The sequence below is a fragment of the Hydrotalea lipotrueae genome (genome assembly GCF_019249625.1).
Classification (GTDB): domain Bacteria; phylum Bacteroidota; class Bacteroidia; order Chitinophagales; family Chitinophagaceae; genus Hydrotalea; species Hydrotalea flava.
Genome location: NZ_JAESDL010000015.1, coordinates 60,263 through 79,326 on the forward strand (window position 1 = coordinate 60,263; position 19,064 = coordinate 79,326).

At 35.8% G+C, this 19,064-nt stretch carries 14 protein-coding genes and 5 tRNA genes; 3 read left to right on the forward strand and 16 right to left on the reverse strand.

What is annotated here, in order from left to right; all coding sequences use genetic code 11:
• Nucleotides 1-7 precede the first annotated feature (7 nt).
• Entirely contained in the window at nt 8-2,581 is a 2,574-nt protein-coding gene (locus JK139_RS10020) for a phosphoenolpyruvate carboxylase (RefSeq protein ID WP_218331210.1), read from the reverse strand.
• 344 nt (nt 2,582-2,925) lie between these two features.
• Here JK139_RS10020 and thrA point away from each other — a divergent pair, with 344 nt between their 5' ends.
• The 3 genes from thrA to thrC all read left to right on the forward strand — a co-directional run bounded on the left by thrA (nt 2,926) and on the right by thrC (nt 7,768).
• The gene (gene thrA, locus JK139_RS10025; RefSeq protein WP_218331211.1) at nt 2,926-5,364 is read left to right on the forward strand and encodes a bifunctional aspartate kinase/homoserine dehydrogenase I; all 2,439 of its coding nucleotides are present in this window, start codon (nt 2,926-2,928) and stop codon (nt 5,362-5,364) included.
• A gap of 75 nt (nt 5,365-5,439) precedes the next feature.
• Complete coding sequence (locus tag JK139_RS10030) at nt 5,440-6,372, forward strand: homoserine kinase (protein WP_287100660.1); 933 nt, start codon at nt 5,440-5,442, stop codon at nt 6,370-6,372.
• 91 nt (nt 6,373-6,463) lie between these two features.
• Nucleotides 6,464-7,768 (forward strand): threonine synthase, encoded by a 1,305-nt coding sequence (gene thrC, locus JK139_RS10035; protein WP_074419541.1) that lies wholly within the window; start codon nt 6,464-6,466, stop codon nt 7,766-7,768.
• Here the strand turns inward: thrC and JK139_RS10040 are convergent.
• From JK139_RS10040 to JK139_RS10110, 15 genes are all read right to left on the reverse strand, one after another.
• On the reverse strand, nt 7,745-8,866 hold the full coding sequence (locus tag JK139_RS10040; protein WP_074419540.1) for a lactonase family protein: 1,122 nt from the start codon (nt 8,864-8,866) through the stop codon (nt 7,745-7,747). The two genes, thrC and JK139_RS10040, sit on opposite strands and share 24 nt — an antisense overlap.
• Before the next feature lie 168 nt (nt 8,867-9,034).
• Complete coding sequence (gene rpoB / locus JK139_RS10045) at nt 9,035-12,838, reverse strand: DNA-directed RNA polymerase subunit beta (RefSeq protein ID WP_074419539.1); 3,804 nt, start codon at nt 12,836-12,838, stop codon at nt 9,035-9,037.
• A gap of 320 nt (nt 12,839-13,158) precedes the next feature.
• On the reverse strand, nt 13,159-13,536 hold the full coding sequence (rplL, locus tag JK139_RS10050; RefSeq protein WP_068246813.1) for a 50S ribosomal protein L7/L12: 378 nt from the start codon (nt 13,534-13,536) through the stop codon (nt 13,159-13,161).
• Nucleotides 13,537-13,646: 110 nt separating this feature from the next.
• Nucleotides 13,647-14,165 carry a 50S ribosomal protein L10 gene (gene rplJ / locus JK139_RS10055; protein ID WP_074418320.1) on the reverse strand — a complete coding sequence of 173 codons (519 nt, stop codon included), beginning with the start codon at nt 14,163-14,165 and terminating at the stop codon, nt 13,647-13,649.
• A 52-nt stretch (nt 14,166-14,217) separates the two neighbouring features.
• On the reverse strand, nt 14,218-14,910 hold the full coding sequence (gene rplA, locus JK139_RS10060; RefSeq protein WP_074419538.1) for a 50S ribosomal protein L1: 693 nt from the start codon (nt 14,908-14,910) through the stop codon (nt 14,218-14,220).
• A 26-nt stretch (nt 14,911-14,936) separates the two neighbouring features.
• Nucleotides 14,937-15,380: a 50S ribosomal protein L11 gene (gene rplK, locus JK139_RS10065; RefSeq protein ID WP_068247125.1), complete on the reverse strand. Its 444-nt coding sequence runs from the start codon at nt 15,378-15,380 to the stop codon at nt 14,937-14,939.
• 178 nt (nt 15,381-15,558) lie between these two features.
• Nucleotides 15,559-16,161 carry a transcription termination/antitermination protein NusG gene (gene nusG / locus JK139_RS10070; protein ID WP_074420173.1) on the reverse strand — a complete coding sequence of 201 codons (603 nt, stop codon included), beginning with the start codon at nt 16,159-16,161 and terminating at the stop codon, nt 15,559-15,561.
• Nucleotides 16,162-16,171: 10 nt separating this feature from the next.
• The gene (gene secE / locus JK139_RS10075; protein WP_074420172.1) at nt 16,172-16,366 is read right to left on the reverse strand and encodes a preprotein translocase subunit SecE; all 195 of its coding nucleotides are present in this window, start codon (nt 16,364-16,366) and stop codon (nt 16,172-16,174) included.
• Between the two features lie 109 nt (nt 16,367-16,475).
• Nucleotides 16,476-16,547 (reverse strand) — tRNA-Trp (locus JK139_RS10080).
• Between the two features lie 103 nt (nt 16,548-16,650).
• Nucleotides 16,651-17,841, reverse strand: coding sequence for an elongation factor Tu (tuf, locus tag JK139_RS10085; RefSeq protein ID WP_074420171.1), 1,191 nt, complete (start codon nt 17,839-17,841; stop codon nt 16,651-16,653).
• A 133-nt stretch (nt 17,842-17,974) separates the two neighbouring features.
• A tRNA-Thr gene (locus JK139_RS10090) sits at nt 17,975-18,049 on the reverse strand.
• 95 nt (nt 18,050-18,144) lie between these two features.
• Nucleotides 18,145-18,217 (reverse strand) — tRNA-Gly (locus JK139_RS10095).
• An 80-nt stretch (nt 18,218-18,297) separates the two neighbouring features.
• Nucleotides 18,298-18,380 (reverse strand) — tRNA-Tyr (locus tag JK139_RS10100).
• A gap of 13 nt (nt 18,381-18,393) precedes the next feature.
• Nucleotides 18,394-18,466, reverse strand: a tRNA-Thr gene (locus JK139_RS10105).
• A 197-nt stretch (nt 18,467-18,663) separates the two neighbouring features.
• Entirely contained in the window at nt 18,664-18,966 is a 303-nt protein-coding gene (locus JK139_RS10110) for an HPF/RaiA family ribosome-associated protein (RefSeq protein WP_068246825.1), read from the reverse strand.
• Between the last annotated feature and the right edge of the window lie 98 nt (nt 18,967-19,064).

The window sequence follows — 19,064 nt, forward strand, 5'->3', positions numbered from 1 at the left end:
TCTTATTTTAAGCAGAATTTCGTCCGGCATTAATAATACCAAAGGAACAACGCATTGCCAATTTTTCGTAAGTATTTTTTAATGATTCTTGTGAAGAATATGCTTCCAGCTCTCGAACTTTCGTAATAGCATATTGTTGAATGGTTACCAACGGTAAAACAATGCGTTCCCGCATTTGAATAGACATTTGATCAACAGGATAATCTGCCATTAAGCCAGATTTGTTGTTTAAAAGCAGTATATATTTTTTTGTGAGTTCATATTCACTATAAACCATATTCCAAATTTCACCATACTTTTCATCATTTGCTAAAAATGCGGTTAATGGAAAGAAACATTTTTGCATGGCCATCTCACAATTATCAATTAAAGTTTTGAAAAATAATGAATGCTGGTATAATGCTTTAATGGCGTCCCATTTCCCTTGATGCTCTGCAGCTTGCAAAGCGGTTCCAACGCCATAATAGCCGGTAACATTTTGTTTTATTTGACTCCACGAGCCTACAAAAGGTATGGCACGCAAATCATTCAAAGTTAATTTACTGGAGCCGCCTCTTTTGGTAGGCCTGCTTCCTATATTGGTTTCTGAATATAATTTAAGCGGACTAACATGCACCAGATAATCAATAAAATAAGGATGATTTTTTAATTGTAAATAAGCCTGATAACTGGTTTCAGCAATTGCTTCCATTAATTGTTCTTCCATTTTTTCTAATGTTATTTTATTATTAGAAAAAATTTCATTCGACATGCCGGCATGTATTAATTGCTCAATATTGTATTGTGCTGAATCGATCGTACCAAAATTAGAACTAACGGTTTGGCCTTGAATGGTTAACTGTATTTCTTTGTTGGAAATATTGCTGCCCATTGATGCATAGAATTGATGGGTTTTACCACCGCCTCTGGCAGGAGGGCCGCCACGTCCATCAAAAAACACTACATCAATTCCGTATTGTTTTGAGATATCGGTTAATGCCTCTTTCGTTTTATAAATACTCCAGTTAGCCATTAAATAACCGCCATCTTTTGTTCCGTCTGAAAAGCCCAGCATGATGGTTTGCTTATTATGCCTTTTTTGAAGATGTGAACGATAGGTATTTTGCTGATACAATGTTTCCATAATCGCAGCAGCATTTTTTAAATCATCAATGGTTTCAAATAGTGGAACAATATCAATTGTTAAATTTTCTTTCTTCCACCCCATTAACAAAAACATACCAAAAACTTCCATTACATTAATGGCACTAAAGCAATGGCTAATAATATATCGGTTACAACCCGCCTCGCCGTTTAAATGCTGTATATCACGAATTGCAGCAATAATATCTAATGTATCTTTTTGTACGGGATCTTTCAAAACTCCTGAATCAATTGTAGTTTCAATAGCAGCCAGCATGTTTAATTTTTCAGCATCACTTGATGCAGCATAATCTTTGGGCAAGACATTGGTATCATGAATAAGAAAGTCAAAAATTTTGGCATGAATACTGCTATCCTGCCTAATATCTAATGTTGCAAAATGCAACCCAAACAATTCAACTTTATTAATGAATGATTCAACCAGATTTACAAAAAGATGATTGTGCTCATAAATGAGTTGATACCTTATTTTTTCAAGTGCTTGTAGAATTTCATTTTTGGTTAAATCAAATTCATGCTCTGGAACAAATAAATTATCGTACAATCTTTTTTCCAAATTAGTTAAAGCTACATCTACCCCTTTAAAAGTTAAACGCCGCTTTAACTTTCTAACTTCACTGAAATAGGAACGAATAATACTTTCTCGTAGCACATTGGCTACCTTTAAACTGATATCACGAGTAACAAACGGATTACCATCTCTATCACCACCCGGCCAAAAACCCATTCTAATGATAGCATGATGCTCACTTAATAAATCAGGTACATTTTCTTTAATATAAGTAATAATGCGGCCTGCAGCATGATAAAATACATTTTCAAGATACCATATTAAACTAACTGCTTCATCGAAGGGAGTAGGTTTTTGTTGTTGAAAAAAAGGAGTTCTTCCTAATTGTTGCAAATAAGTATATATCTGTTTTTCATTATTGGTATTGATGGCAGAAGAAAGATCATGAATAATGCCCAATACAGCACCCCTGTAAAATTGAGTAGGATGCGCAGTGAGCACTAACTGAATACTAAAATCATTGATACGTTTTTTCAAAGTATCCATCATCTGTTTTTGATCTGCTTCTAACAGTAATTGTTTTACCGTTCCTTTGCCCTGCATATCATTTACTTCCTTAAAAGCTGCATCTTCTAAGGCATCAAACAATACTACCTGTCTTTCAATATATTGAACAAACCTAAAAAGCAAATCAATTTTTTCTTGCTCAGAATTTAAATTGGTTTGTTTATTAAAAAATTCCTGAATAATTTCTAACGGTCCTTGCTTTTTTTTATATCCTTCTTCACAATTTAATAAAAGCAATGAAACCAAAATACCGGTTTTCTCAATTCGGTGAAAAGGTAATGATGTGAACAAACTATTGTATAACTGAAACTTAATAGCCACCTGGCTTTGAAATACGGATAAATTAGCTGACGCAGACATGATAGTATAAAAATTTTAGATTAAAAAAGTGACAGGCCATCGTTTCGGGCTTGAAAATTAATAAATATTTTGGTAGTATAATTAAATTTTATTTACCTTAGCATTAAAATCAGTAAAAAAAAAGCAATCAAAATTGATTTTTATATAGCAATGATTAACTCCATCATTTACATATTTTCTACCACCACTACTACTACCCTGTAAAGGGTAACATTATTTTATATTACACATTGGGCATTTTCGCTGTTTTCTTCAAAAAGAATTTATTTTAACAAAGTTAATGCGAGTGGGCAAATTGAAATGTCTATTTTAAAAATAATTATTATATAAAATAATTTAAATTTATGAAGGTTTTAAAATTTGGCGGTTCCTCTGTTGCAAATGCAGAGAATATAAAAAAAGTAGCTGAGATAGTAGCTGATAAAAAATATGAACAATCCATTATTGTAGTTTCAGCATTGGGTGGTGTTACAGATGCATTAATACAAACAGGCACTTCTGCGGCCAAAGGCGATGATAACTACAAACAATTGTTACTAAATTTAGAAACCCGGCATTTAGAAACCGTTAAAAACTTATTACCTGTAACTATACAGAGCAGTTGCTTAAGCAACGTAAAACAAAAATTTAATGAATTAGAAGATATATGTGAAGGCGTATTCCGATTAGGTGAATTATCTAAAAGAACCATGGATAGAATTGTAAGTTATGGAGAATTGCTTTCATCCACTATCATTTCTCATTATTTGAATGCCATTCAAATTAACAACGAATGGCTGGATAGCAGAAAATTAATTACCACCAACAGCCAATTCGGATTTGCACAGGTTATTTTTCCGCTAACCAATAAAAATATACAGGATTGGATTGCACACTCGTCCTCAAAGAAATTTGTTTCCCCCGGCTTTATTGCTGCCAATCAGGAGGGTTTAACTACTACACTGGGACGAGGTGGCTCAGATTATACTGCAGCAATTTTTGCAGCAGCCATACAATCAGAAGCATTAGAAATTTGGACCGATGTTACCGGAATGATGACAGCCGATCCGAGATGGGTTTCAAATGCAAAAACCATTCCTTCCACTTCTTACAGAGAGGCCATGGAATTATCACATTTTGGAGCAAAAGTTATTTATCCGCCTACAATACAACCGGCAATGCAACAACTTATTCCAATATGGATTAAAAATACTTTTCAACCACAGCAGCCAGGTACCGTTATTGAAAACATTTCAGCACAAAAAAATGAAATTATTACAGGAATATCCAGTATCAATACCATTAGCCTGCTTAGCTTAGAAGGCAGCGGCATGGTAGGTATTCCCGGTTTTTCAAAACACTTGTTCGAAGCATTATCTTCAGCAGGAATTAATGTTATACTGATAACACAAAGTTCTTCTGAACATTCTATTTGTGTGGCAGTAAACAGCGCAGATGCAAATATGGCTAAACACATTGTAGATGAGCATTTTGCCAATGAAATTGCTTCGGGGAAAGTAGATCCTTTGAAAGTTGAACATGAATTATCAATTATTGCATTAGTTGGCGATAAAATGAAAAGCCATCCGGGGATTGCCGGAAAAATGTTTGCAGCACTGGGCAGAAATGGTGTAAACATCAGGGCAATTGCGCAAGGCTCATCAGAAAGAAATATTTCTGCTGTAGTTGCTTTTAAAGATGTAAAAAAAGCAGTCAATGTTTTACATGAGGCATTTTTCGAATCGAGTTACAAACAACTGAACCTTTTTATTATAGGTTCCGGAAATGTAGGTAGTAAATTATTGGAACAAATTAAACAACAACAAGAATATTTACTGCATCATTTGAATTTGCAAATCAGAATTACCGGTATTGGCAATAGCAGGCACATGCTTTTTAATGATGATGGCATTCAACTCAACAATTGGAATCAATTATTACAAGAAGCGCCACCCATGAAATTGAGTGGGTTTATTGAAACCATTTTGTTAAAGAACTTACGTAACAGTGTTGTTGTAGATGTTACTGCCAATCATCAGGTGGCAGATACCTATGCCGAATTATTATCCCACTCTATAGCTATTGTTGCATGCAATAAAATTGCAGCCTCTTCTGCCTATAAAAATTATATAAAGTTGAAACAATTAGCCAAGGAGTTTAATGTTCCCTACTTCTTTGAAACCAACGTAGGTGCAGGATTGCCGGTGATAGGAACATTAAATGATTTAATTAGAAGCGGCGATAGTATTCATAAAATTCAGGCTGTATTGTCAGGTACATTAAATTATGTTTTTAACAATTATAATGCTACTGAAACGTTTGCAACAGTTGTAAAACAAGCACAAAAAGAAGGTTATACTGAACCCGATCCAAGGTTAGATTTAGGTGGTACAGATGTAATGCGTAAAATAATGATATTGGCCAGAGAAGCGGGAACTGCTATAGAAATGGAAGATGTAACCAATCATTCTTTTTTACCGCCATCTTGTATGCAGGGAACTGTAGACGACTTTTATGTGGAATTAGAAAAACATGAAGCACATTTTAAAGAATTATACTTAAAGGCTACCGCAAACAACTGTAAGCTAAAATTTGTAGCTGAGTATGTAAATGGAAAAGCCGAGGTAGGATTAAAGCATATACCTGCTGATTCTGATTTTTATCATTTATACGGAAAAGATAATATCGTATTGTTTTATACACAGAGATATCCGGAACAACCCCTTGTAATAAAAGGGGCCGGTGCAGGTGCCGATGTAACTGCATCAGGAGTTTTTGCGGATATTATTCGGGTGGTTCATTAATGATGAATACCTATAAAGTGTTCATAAGCTTTCTGTTCACTTAAAGCAATATTTTTAAAAAGCAAAAAAGAAATTGTGCAAATAAAACAACAAAGCATTACCGTTAGTAGTCCTGCAACTGTTGCCAATATAGTATGCGGTTTTGATATTCTGGGTTTTGCAATCAATCAACCTGAGGATTTCTATACCTTAACTATTAGCGATACCAAAGGTGTTACAATAATAAATGAAGATAATTTTAACCTACCACTTAAAGCGGAAGAAAATGTTGCCGGAGCTGCACTTTTAGCATTTTTAGAAGCAGTACCTGAAATAAATGGATTTACATTGATTAGTAAAAAACAAATTAAACCCGGCAGTGGAATAGGTTCCAGCGCAGCCAGTGCAGCAGGTGTAGTGGTTGCAGCCAACTTTTTATTAAATAATTATTTTAACAAATTAGACCTGGTTCGTTTTGCCATGTTTGGTGAAAAAGTGGCCAGTGGGGTAAAACACGCCGATAATATTGCACCGGCAATTTATGGTGGCGTTACACTCATCCGTTCTATTTTTCCATTAGATATTATTCCCATAACAGCTCCCGATTTATATGTAACCGTTGTTCATCCTCAAATTGAGGTGAGAACAGCCGATGCCCGTCAAATTTTAAAACAAAATGTTTTACTAAAAGATGCTATCAAACAGTGGGGTAACATTGCAGGTTTAGTAGCAGGTTTTATTCAACACGATTATGAATTAATTGCAAGAAGCTTAGAAGATGTAATCATTGAACCGGTAAGAAGCATATTAATTCCAGGATTTTATGAAATAAAGAACAAATGTAAAGAAGTGGGTGCTTTAGGTGGCGGTATTTCAGGTTCAGGCCCTTCTATTTTTATGCTAAGCAAAACCAAAGACATAGCCATTGCAGTTGAAAATATTATGAAAGAGGTATACTATGCTATTGGTTTAGATTACTATACCCATGTAACCACTATTAATCAGCAAGGTGTAAAAATCATCAATTAAGATATGTATATATAATTTATTTATAACAAATAAGTATTGGCTACACATTTCATTTTAAAACTTCACATCAACATCCATTTATTTTATAATCATGAAATATTTTAGTTTAAACCATAAAGCCCCTGTTGTAGATTTTTCAGTAGCCGCCATTCAGGGACAGGCACCGGATAAAGGGTTGTATTTTCCGGAAAACATACCTGCTTTACCCAAAGGATTTATTGAAAATATTCAACACTACAAGAAAACAGAGATTGGGGTAACCGTAATGCAACCTTATATGGGTAATGCAATGCCTCTTTCCATTCTTGAAAAAATTATTGAGGAAACGGTTGACTTCCCATTTCCTTTAGTAACCATTACACCCTCCATTGCTGCATTGGAATTATTTCATGGTCCAACCTTAGCTTTTAAAGATGTAGGCGCAAGATTTATGAGCAGATGTCTGGCTTATTTTAACCGGAATAATACCCAGCCGGTAACTGTGCTGGTTGCTACTTCCGGCGATACCGGCGGTGCTGTTGCTCATGGATTTTTGGGTGTGAAAGGTGTTGAAGTAATTATTTTATATCCCAAAAATAAAGTAAGTAAAGTGCAGGAATTGCAATTAACAACACCAGGTAACAATATTACAGCACTTGAAATTGAAGGTAATTTTGATGATTGCCAGGCAATGGTGAAGGAAGCATTTATGGATAAAGATTTAAACCGGAAATTAACGCTTACTTCTGCCAACTCTATCAATGTAGCCAGATGGCTGCCACAACAATTGTATTATTTTTTTGCATACCAGCAATGGCAACAGCAAACCCCTCCCGTTATATCTGTACCAAGCGGTAATTTTGGTAATATCTGTGCAGCAATACTGGCACACCATTCGGGCCTGCCTGTTCAGCATTTTATTGCAGCTTGTAATGCCAATAAAGTAGTAACCGACTATTTAAATACCGGTACCTATCATGCCCAACAATCTGTTCCAACCTTTTCCAATGCAATGGACGTGGGCAATCCAAGTAATTTCATAAGAATTCTTGAAATATTTCAACACTCATTTCAATCATTAAAAAATAAAATAAACAGTTTTAGTGTAGATGATGCAACTACCCTACAAACCATACAAACCGTATACAAACAATATAACTATTTGTTAGACCCGCATGGAGCAGTTGCTTTTGCTGCATTATCACACTATTTAAAGCAATTTCCAAATGAACACGGTTATATAGCTGCAACTGCGCATCCGGTAAAATTTCCTGATGTTGTAGAGCTGGCAACCGGTTATCAGGTACCCTTTCCTGAAGCTATTAAGGAACTCTTCACTAAAGAAAAAAAAAGTATGAATATGCCTGCAAACTTTAATGCATTGAAAGAGTGGTTATTGAACAGGAAACATTTTTAAACAAACTGGCTTTTCCGATTTTATTTGTACACCGGTGGGTACTAACATACCGGTACTTTTATAAATGGTAAATACTACAATATTATTTGTATCTCTATTGGCTACCAATAAAAATTTCCCGGTAGGATCAATAACAAAATTTCTGGGATGTACGCCAAGTGTTGACTGATGCCCCAATTCTGTTAAAGTACCATTGGCAGCAATTCGGTAAATGGTAATATCGTTCGCCTTACCCCGATTTGAAGTATATAAATATTTCCCATCAGGAGTAATATGAATGTCTGCACTTCCCCGCTCATTGGGATCACCAACAGTACATGATGCAATGGTTTGTATGGCTTGCAGCCGCCCGGTATTGCTATCATAATTAAAACAAATTACTTTACCGGCCAATTCTGTAATTAAGTATGCAAATTTTTTGTTGGGACTAAATGTTAAATGCCTTGGGCCATATCCGTCAGGAACATCAAATAATGCGGTATCTGTTTCTGATAAAGGCGCTGTTTCATTGGTAGGATTAAAATGATATTGATACACTTTATCTGTTCCTAAATCATCCACAAATAAATATTTATTGCCAGGAGAAAAAATGGTACAATGTACATGTGCCTGTTCCTGTCGGGTAACGTTTACACTATATCCGTGATGTTCTATATTTTGTGCCAGTGGTTGCAAAGAACCATCTGCATTAATCTTTAACATAGACAAGCTACCGCTGCTATAATTAGCCACAGCAGCCCATGTATGGGTAGCATCTACATCAATATAGCAGGGATCATCTCCCCCACTCGGCGTGGTATTTAACAATTGTAGTGTTCCATTTTTTTTATTGAAAGAAAAGGCACTTACGGCCCCCGGAATTTCTTTGTGATTTTCATTCACAGCATAAACAAATTTGCCATTATCTGAAACGGTAAGATAAGAAGGATTGGATGTTCCAGTAAATGTACTCACCAAATTAGCAGAACCGATATTCGTATTAAACTTATACACTTCAATATGATTGGTATAACTACCTACCATCATATAATATTCATGGGGCTGACTGATTCCTAATAAAGAAAAAACTGAACAGCATAGCGCAAGCAATAAACGCATAAAAATTAATTTTAAGTACAAGGTAAATATTTTAAAATGAAAGCATTACTTAAAAAATACTAAGGAGCAGAATTTGATTTTTGTTAAGTAGAATGTACAAAAGAAACAAAATAAAAAAACCGTTTGAAAAAATCAAACGGCTTTGTATGAAAGAAATATTCAGGAAGATTACTCAAATTTTAAATCGAGCCCTAAACCTCTTAATTCATGAACCAATACATTGAAAGACTCCGGCACGCCTGCCTTTGGTATGTTTTCACCCTTTACAATGGCTTCATATGTTTTTGCACGGCCAATAATATCATCAGATTTTAATGTTAATAATTCCTGTAATATATTAGCTGCGCCATAAGCTTCCAATGCCCAAACTTCCATTTCACCAAAACGCTGACCACCAAATTGTGCTTTACCACCCAAAGGTTGTTGGGTAATTAAACTGTAAGGTCCAATTGAACGAGCATGCATTTTATCATCAACCATGTGGTGCAGTTTAATCATGTAAATAACACCCACAGTAGCTTTTTGATCAAAACGTTCACCGGTTTCACCATCATACAAATAAGTATGACCATTTAATGGAATATTCGCATCTTCACAGTATTTTTCAATTTCTGTTGTAGTAGCACCATCAAAAATTGGCGTAGCAAATTTCAACCCTAATTTTTTTCCGGCCCATCCTAAAATGGTTTCATAAATCTGGCCCAGATTCATACGGGAAGGTACCCCTAATGGATTTAATACAATATCCACCGGTGTACCATCTTCCATAAAAGGCATATCTTCGGCACGTACAATTTTTGCAACAATACCTTTATTTCCATGGCGTCCGGCCATTTTATCACCAACTTTCAATTTACGCTTAACAGCCAAATAAACCTTAGCCAATTTTAAAACACCGGCTGGCAATTCATCACCAATTGAAATATTGAATTTCTCTCTTTTGTATCTGCCCAGTTCTTCATTATATTTAATACTGTAATTATGCAACATTGTATTAATATAATGATCAGTTTCGGCTTCACCTGTCCAGCCTAACGGATTAACGCTTTGATACTCAATAGAAGCAATATTTTTGGCATTAAATTTTGCGCCTTTCCCAATTAATACTTCACCAAAAGTATTGGTAACACCGGCAGATGTTTTATCTTTTAATAAAACCTGCAGTTTACTATGCAATTGTTCTTTTAAAACTTCAACATTTTGCTGATGTATTTTTTCTACTTTTTCTAATTGTGATTTTTCTTTTTGTTTACTGTTCTTATCTTTCTTAGCACGCTGAAACAATTTTTTATCAATCACAACGCCTTCTGTTCCGTTAGGTGCTTTTAAAGAAGCATCTTTTGCGTCACCGGCTTTATCACCAAATATGGCTCTTAATAATTTTTCTTCCGGTGTAGGATCAGATTCACCTTTGGGCGTTATTTTACCAATTAATATATCACCCTCTTTAATGGATGCACCAATTCTGATGATACCATTTTCATCCAAATCTTTGGTGGCTTCTTCAGAAACATTTGGTATATCGGGCGTTAATTCTTCTTCACCCAGTTTGGTATCGCGTACTTCTAATTCATATTCATCAATGTGAATAGAAGTAAATAAATCTTCACGAACTACTTTTTCGTTAATTACAATGGCATCTTCAAAATTGTAACCTTTCCATGGCATGAAAGCTACTTGCAAGTTTCTTCCCAAAGCCAATTCTCCATTTTGAGTGGCATAACCTTCGGTTAAGAAATCACCTTTTTTAACAATTTGTCCTTTTTTAACAGCCGGACGAAGATTGATAGAGGTAGCCTGATTGGTTTTGATAAATTTGGTTAATTTATAAACACGCAAATCATCATCGAATGAAATGAGTTTATCAATCTCGCTTCTTTCATAACGCACATGTATTTCATTGGCATCTACAAATTCTATCACACCATCTCCTTCTGCATGAATTTGAATTCTGGCATCACGGGCTGCTTTACCTTCCAAACCTGTACCTACAATCGGAGATTCTAATCTGATTAATGGTACGGCCTGACGTTGCATGTTAGAACCCATCAATGCACGGTTGGCATCATCATGCTCTAAGAAAGGAATTAATGAGGCACTTAATCCTACAATTTGGTTGGGCGCAACATCCATATATTCAACTTCCTCTTTATCTAAAATGGGAAAATCGCCTGTTTCACGGGAAATTACCTGATCTACAGCAAATTCACCATTAGGGGTAAGTGGTGTATTACTTTGTGCAATTTTTGCGGTATCTTCTTCTTCTGCACTTAAATAGGTTAATTCTTTCAAATTAACTTTCCCATTTTCTACTTTACGATAAGGGGTTTCTATAAAGCCCATATCATTAATGGTTGCATGTACACAAAGGGTAGAAATCAATCCGATATTCGGGCCTTCGGGTGTTTCAATGGTACATAAACGACCGTAATGAGAATAGTGAACGTCGCGCACCTCAAATCCGGCTCTTTCTCTGCTTAAACCACCGGGTCCTAAAGCTGAAATCCTGCGTTTATGTGTAATTTCAGATAAGGGGTTGGTTTGGTCTAAGAATTGAGATAATTGGGAAGTACCAAAAAATGAATTAATAACGGAAGATAAAGTACGAGCATTGATTAAATCAACAGGCGTAAATACTTCATTGTCGCGTACATTCATTCTTTCACGAATGGTACGAGCCATACGAGCTAAACCTACGCCAAATTGTGCATACAATTGTTCGCCCACTGTTCTAACACGGCGATTGCTTAAATGATCAATATCATCTACTTCGGCTTTACCATTGGTTAAACGAACCAAATATTTGATAATTTCAATAATATCTAATCTTGTTAATACTTTTTTCTCGATGGATAAATCAAGGTTCAGTTTGCGATTAATTTTATAACGGCCAACTTCACCTAAATCGTAACGTTTGTCTGAGAAAAATAATTTATCGATAATACCACGTGCTGTTTCATTATCTGGAGCATCAGCACCACGTAACTGACGATAAATGTGCTGAACAGCTTCTAATTCACTGTTTGAGGTATCTTTATTTAAAGTATTATAAATAATTGCATAATCACCGCCTACGTCTTCTTTTTGAATGAATACGCTTTTAACGCCTAATTCAATAATTGTATCAATGGCATCTTCATCTAAAATGGTATCGCGTTCCATTACAATTTCATTACGCTCAATCGATACCACTTCACCCGAATCTTCATCTACAAAATCTTCAACCCAGGTTCTTAGTACACGGGCAGCTAATTTTTTTCCAATGAATTTGGATAATTCCTTCTTATCAGTTTTAACTTCATCGGCCATTCCGAATAATTCAAGAATATCTTTATCTGTTTCGTAGCCTATGGAACGTAAGAGGGTGGTTACCGGGAATTTTTTCTTACGATCAATATACGCATACATTACGTTGTTAATATCGGTGGCAAATTCCATCCATGCACCTTTAAAAGGAATTACACGGGCAGAATAAATTTTAGTACCGTTAGGGTGTACAGACTGGCCAAAGAATACACCAGGTGAACGATGTAACTGAGATACAACCACACGTTCAGCACCATTTACTACAAACGTGCCGCGAGGTGTCATATAAGGAATATTTCCTAAAAACACATCTTGAACAATGGTTTGAAAATCCACATGTTCTTCATCATTACAACTTAACCGCAGTTTAGCTTTTAATGGAACGGCATAGGTTAAACCACGCTCCATACATTCTTCAATTGAATAACGTGGCGGGTCAATAAAATAATCTAAAAATTCCAGCACGAAAATATTACGTGTATCTGTAATAGGAAAGTTTTCCTTAAATACACGGAATAGTCCTTCTACATTCCTTTTATCGGGTGTAGTTTCTAACTGAAAAAATTCACGAAATGATTCAAGTTGAATGTCTAATAAATCAGGTGCTTCAGCTAGGTTTTTTGTTTTGCCAAAGTTGATCCTTTTGTTCAGTGTTGTTGTTGACATAGTATTTTGTAAAACCGGTTTTAGCTAAAAAATAGGGAAACGATAGGTTCCCGGCGCTCTGTTATACAAAGATGAAAGGGATTTAATGGCCATTCCCAATTCACCGGAATCTAAATGCCTTAAAATAAGGATGGCAAAAGTACGGAAAGCAGGTGAAAGAAAAAACAAAATTTATTTCAATATTGGCTGGTTTTTGCTTCCGGTACATCAGTCGGGTTGTTCACTACCAACCCAATGCATTACCCAGTCCCGAAATTCCCTTTAAAAAAATTACCTCCGAAAGTATTTCGGAGGTAATGAAGGAATAATTTTCGGTAAAGTTATTTGATTTCAACTTCAGCTCCGGCATCTTTCAGCTTATTGGCTAATTCTTCAGCTTCAGCTTTAGAAATACCTTCTTTTACTGGTTTGGGTGCACCATCAACCAGATCTTTCGCTTCTTTCAAACCTAAACCGGTTAATTCTTTTACAATTTTAACCACATTTAATTTGCTGGCTCCACCACTTTTCAGAATAACATCAAATGAAGTTTGTTCTGCAGCAGCAGCAGCACCGCCACCATCACCACTTGCAACTACTACAGCTGCGGCAGCGGCTGGCTCAATACCATATTCTGCTTTTAATACATCTGCTAATTCTTGTACTTCTTTAACTGTTAAACCTACCAAGGTTTCGGCTAATGCTTTTACGTCTGCCATAATATTTAAGTTTTAAAAACCGCCTTCATTGCGTTTGCTCCGGCGGAAGGTTATGGAAAAATACCCCATTTTTACCTCAGAGGTGTTGGTTATAAAATTTTACAAATGAACTATTCTGCAGCAGTGGTTGTTTCTGCCTGTTTTTCGTGATGGTGCAATAAAGCAGCCAAAACACGTTTTGCAGGAGATTGTAGTAAACCAATTACTTCACCTATCAATTCATCTTTTGTTTTAATTTTTGTTAATGTTACCAGATTAGCATCACCGGTGTAGATATCACCATTAATAAAAGCTGCTTTTAATTGAGGCTTTTCATTATTGCTTGCTTTTCTGAAAGAAGAGATAATCAATGCAGGATCTTTCGGGTTCTCCGAAAAAAGTAATGCTGTTACATTGTGCAATGATTCATATACCCCTGTATATTTTTCAGCATCTAATGCTTCCAATGCTTTTTTAATCAGTGTGTTTTTGGCTACTTTCAGCTCTACATTCTTATCGAAACAGGCTTTACGTAATTTACCTACCTGATCTACTGTTAATGATTCAGTATCGGTAACATAAAAGTTATTGTATTGTGAAAACTTTTCTTTTAAAAGTTCAATCACTTCATTTTTTTGTTCTTTGGTCATAACTAATTTTTTAAATACCCAGGTCATATTCGGAATTCCGAATCACCAGGACTTAGTTTGCTAATGATTTTGCATCTAATGTAATACCGGGGCTCATAGTGCTGGCCATATTAACGCCTTTTAAATAAGTACCCTTTGCAGTTGCGGGTTTTAATTTTAAAATAGCATTAATTAATTCAGTGGTATTTTCTGCAATTTTATTGGCATCGAAAGAAACACGGCCAATGGAAGCATGAACAATACCTGCTTTATCAACTTTAAATGCAATTTTACCACCTTTTACTTCATTCACTGCAGCGGCTACATCGTTGGTAACGGTACCGGTTTTGGGGTTGGGCATTAAGTTACGAGGACCCAATACTTTACCTAGTTTACCAATTTTAGGCATTACTGATGGGGTTGCAATAATTACGTCTACATCAACCCAGCCTGATTCTATTTTTTGAATGAATTCATCCAACCCAACATAGTCAGCGCCAGCCTGTTTTGCAGCATCTTCTTTATCAGGTGTACATAAAACCAGTACTCTTTTGGTTTTACCAGTACCATGTGGTAAACTTACAGTACCGCGTACTTGCTGATCGGCTTTTTTAGGATCAACGCCTAAGCGAATATGTATATCTACAGAACTATCGAATTTGGTGCAATTAATTTCTTTTACTAATACAGCGGCTTCTTTAAGGGAATAAACTTTGTTTTTATCCACCTTACTTTCTGCTACTTTTCTTTTTTTAGTCAGTGCCATTTTATAAAGTTATTTAAGGTGAATAATTAGTTTTTCCAGGGAGCATCCCCCTCAATATTAAGTCCTAAACTACGTGCAGTACCTGCAACCATTTTCATGGCGCTTTCTAAAGTAAAACAGTTCATATCGGGCATTTTATCTTTTGCAATGCCTTCAATTTGTTCCCATGTTACTTTTCCAACCTTAGCACGGTTGGGTTCTTTACTGCCTTTTTGAATTTTTGCTGCTTCCATTAATTGAACGGCAGCCGGTGCGGTTTTAATAACAAAGTCGAAAGACTTGTCGGAATACACTGTAATTAAAACGGGAACAACTTTTCCCATTTTATCCTGAGTTCTTGCATTGAATTGTTTGCAGAACTCCATAATATTAATTCCCTTGGAACCAAGGGCAGGACCTACAGGTGGTGCGGGGTTGGCCTGACCACCTTTTACCTGCAGCTTTACAAAGCCGGAGATTTCTTTTGCCATAATTTTACGATTTGATTGGTAATAACGTTTTGTTTAAAACAAAACTCCCAAGCTCCATCATTACGAATAAGAACTATTTTGGGACGGCAAAGGTAATAGAATTTTTGATTCATTTAACCTTCCAACTAAAAAATCTCCTTATTGGGAGATTTTTTAGAAAATATTTTCTGGATTACCATTAGCTTATTTTTTCAACCTGCATATAATTTAACTCTACAGGAGTTGATCTTCCGAAAATTTTAACGGTAACTTTTAGTTTTTTCTTCTCGTCATTCACTTCTTCAATAATACCATTAAAATCGTTAAATGGCCCTTCAATAATTTTAATGGTTTCACCAACAATAAAAGGCTCGCTGATGCTGATACCCTGATCATTCATTTCATCCACTTTTCCAAGCATTTTATTTACTTCACTTTTACGAAGTGAAATGATATTGCCTTTAGAACCCTTGCCATCAGTAAGAAAATGCATTACATTGCTAATATTGCTAATGTGCTGAACAATTTCATCGTTTAATTTACCATCCGCTACTTCTATCATTACATAACCTGGAAAATAGTTTTTTTCCCGCATTATTTTTTTACCATTCTGCACTTTGTACACTTTTTCCATTGGTAAAAAAACCTGTTTAATAATATCAACCCAACCACTGCGCTGAATATCTTTATCCAGATATTCTTTTACTTTTCGCTCTTTTCCACTCACTACCCGTAACACATACCATTTGGTTTCTGGTTGTGGTGTAGTAATGGCATCTATTACTTCTGAAGAAATCTCCATGGAATAAAAATTACTTGAACAATGAATAAATTAATTTTAGTACCTGGTTGGAGCTAAAATCCATTAACCATACAATACCTGTAATAATGATGGTGGCTACCAATACAATTACGGTGCTTTGTTGCAACTCTTGCCAAGTTGGCCAGGTTACTTTTTCAACTAACTCGCGGTAGCTGTCTTTAAAATAGGTAGTAACTTTATTCATTTTATTTTTGATGTTATGATGGCAAACACACATTTGTTGCAGCACTACTAATAATCAGTTCGTTGCACAAGGCATGTGTAAACCCCGGTTAAAATAAAACCAACAATAGCACGGGTACTAGGATTCGAACCCAGATCGAAGGTTTTGGAGACCTCTATACTAACCGTTGTACGATACCCGTATAAACTTAAAAGCTATCCCGATGTTGTCGGGACAGCCTTTAAGAAATTTGTCTGTTGCAAATATAAGCGAATTACAACAAAGAATTTATTAAAATAAAGAGCCTATTTCAAAATTTCAGTAACCTGTCCTGCTCCTACTGTTCTACCACCTTCTCTAATCGCAAATTTCAAACCTTTTTCCATTGCGATGGGTTGGATTAATTTTACAGTTAAGTTAATATTATCACCAGGCATTACCATTTCTGTTCCTTCAGGTAAGGAAACTTCACCGGTTACATCGGTAGTGCGGAAATAGAACTGAGGACGGTATTTGTTGAAGAATGGAGTATGACGGCCACCTTCTTCTTTGCTTAATACGTAAACCTCACCTTTAAATTCTGTATGTGGGGTAATGCTTTTTGGTTTGCAAATTACCATACCACGACGAATATCTTTCTTTTCAATACCACGTAATAATAAACCAGCATTATCACCAGCCTGACCTTCATCTAATAATTTCTTAAACATTTCCACACCAGTTACAGTTGAGGAAAGGGGCGCTTCCATTAAACCAACAATTTCAACTGATTCACCAACTTTGATCACACCACGTTCAATACGACCGGTAGCTACTGTACCACGACCTGTGATAGAGAATACATCTTCCACACTCATCAGGAATGGTTGATCAATTGGGCGGGGAGGTAATGGAATATAACTATCAACAGCATCCATTAATTCATCAATTTTACCAACCCATTTTGGATCTTCAGCCAAGGCGCCGGTTGCAGAACCCTGAATAATAGGAGTATTATCACCATCAAAACCATATGAGCTTAATAACTCACGGATTTCCATTTCTACTAATTCTAATAATTCAGGATCGTCAACTAAGTCAACTTTGTTCATGAATACTACAATACGTGGTACACCTACCTGACGGGCCAAAAGAATGTGCTCTTTGGTTTGAGGCATTGGACCATCGGTCGCAGCAACCACCAGAATAGCACCATCCATCTGTGCAGCACCTGTAATCATGTTTTTAACATAGTCAGCGTGACCAGGACAGTCAACGTGTGCATAGTGACGGTTAGCAGTTTGATATTCCACGTGTGCGGTATTAATGGTAATACCACGCTCTTTTTCTTCAGGTGCACCATCAATCTCATCATATTTCCTAGCCACATTACCCATTCCTTTTTTAGATAAGATTGTAGTTATGGCCGCAGTCAAGGTGGTTTTACCATGATCCACGTGACCAATTGTTCCAACGTTAACGTGGGGTTTATCCCTCAAGAAGCTTTCTTTTGCCATTTTATTTGTTTTTAGTTGTGTTTAAAAATTTAAGGCCTCTGCCTTGTTTTAGTTTTTATTTTCTGGATTTTTCAAATCCTGTTATTCAAATTAGTAACACTATTTCCAACTGCACATTCTTTTCCATTATAAATGGAGCCGTTGATGAGAATTGAACTCACGACCTCTTCCTTACCAAGGAAGTGCTCTACCCCTGAGCTACAACGGCCTGATAAAAAAAATCGGTTTCACTTATTAATAGTATTCATTCCAATTCAAAAAGTCATGAACCTATTTTTTTTATTTCCGTTATTTCAGGCAAAGAGCGGGAGACGAGGCTCGAACTCGCCACCTATAGCTTGGAAGGCTATCGCTCTACCAAATGAGCTACTCCCGCTTGAAATTGTAACAGCCACTGAGCCGATACTTTTTCGTTTTAAAGAACTATTTTATTCTTCCAAAAAAAAAGAATAATTGTGGGCAGGAGTGGATTCGAACCACTGAAGTCGAAAGACAGCGGATTTACAGTCCGCCCCATTTGGCCGCTCTGGAACCTGCCCAATACATTTTTTGAGCCGAAGAAGGGAGTCGAACCCACGACCTGCTGATTACAAATCAGCTGCTCTACCAACTGAGCTACTTCGGCTTACACAAAGAACTACCGTTTTTTTCGGGATGGCAAAGGTAATGGAAAACTTATTTCAACAAAATTCTTCTACAAAAATTTTTAATCAGTTTTCAACATTTCTGCAAAAGTACTGCTATTACTGAGCAATTAATTTAAAAATCGAATGCCACAATAGCAAAAAAAAAGCCCTCTTTGCAAGAGGGCCGGTAAAATTGTTAAGCAATGGTTAGCTTTTCTTTTTTTCGTTTAATTTGATTGATCATGGAATCAAACGCCATATCAAAAGACTCTTCGAATGATTTTGAAGAGGCTTTTACAAAAAAATCGTGTTTGGGAACATGAACGCGGATTTCAACAATCTTGTCTTTAATTTTATGAACTACATTATCCAATTTAAGAAAGACATCTACTTTTAAAACCTGATCATGAAAAGTGTTTAATTTTTCCGTTTTTTTAGTTACATAATCTAACAGTTTAAAATCTGCTTCAAAATGCACAGTTTGAATGTTGATGTTCATAGCAACACACGTTTAATGGTGAAAAAATAATGTAAAGAACTGTTTTAAATGATGTGTTTTTATACTTCATCATTTCATGATAAATCTACTGCTTTCAT

Bases quoted from the DNA above. Each gene is read 5' to 3' on its own strand.
- JK139_RS10020 (WP_218331210.1), bottom strand. From the start codon at position 2,581: ATGTCTGCGTCAGCTAATTTATCCGTATTTCAAAGCCAGGTGGCTATT.
- thrA (WP_218331211.1), top strand. From the start codon at position 2,926: ATGAAGGTTTTAAAATTTGGCGGTTCCTCTGTTGCAAATGCAGAGAAT.
- thrC (WP_074419541.1), top strand. From the start codon at position 6,464: ATGAAATATTTTAGTTTAAACCATAAAGCCCCTGTTGTAGATTTTTCA.
- JK139_RS10040 (WP_074419540.1), bottom strand. From the start codon at position 8,866: ATGCGTTTATTGCTTGCGCTATGCTGTTCAGTTTTTTCTTTATTAGGA.
- rpoB (WP_074419539.1), bottom strand. From the start codon at position 12,838: ATGTCAACAACAACACTGAACAAAAGGATCAACTTTGGCAAAACAAAA.
- rplL (WP_068246813.1), bottom strand. From the start codon at position 13,536: ATGGCAGACGTAAAAGCATTAGCCGAAACCTTGGTAGGTTTAACAGTT.
- rplJ (WP_074418320.1), bottom strand. From the start codon at position 14,165: ATGACCAAAGAACAAAAAAATGAAGTGATTGAACTTTTAAAAGAAAAG.
- rplA (WP_074419538.1), bottom strand. From the start codon at position 14,910: ATGGCACTGACTAAAAAAAGAAAAGTAGCAGAAAGTAAGGTGGATAAA.
- rplK (WP_068247125.1), bottom strand. From the start codon at position 15,380: ATGGCAAAAGAAATCTCCGGCTTTGTAAAGCTGCAGGTAAAAGGTGGT.
- nusG (WP_074420173.1), bottom strand. From the start codon at position 16,161: ATGGAGATTTCTTCAGAAGTAATAGATGCCATTACTACACCACAACCA.
- secE (WP_074420172.1), bottom strand. From the start codon at position 16,366: ATGAATAAAGTTACTACCTATTTTAAAGACAGCTACCGCGAGTTAGTT.
- tuf (WP_074420171.1), bottom strand. From the start codon at position 17,841: ATGGCAAAAGAAAGCTTCTTGAGGGATAAACCCCACGTTAACGTTGGA.
- JK139_RS10110 (WP_068246825.1), bottom strand. From the start codon at position 18,966: ATGAACATCAACATTCAAACTGTGCATTTTGAAGCAGATTTTAAACTG.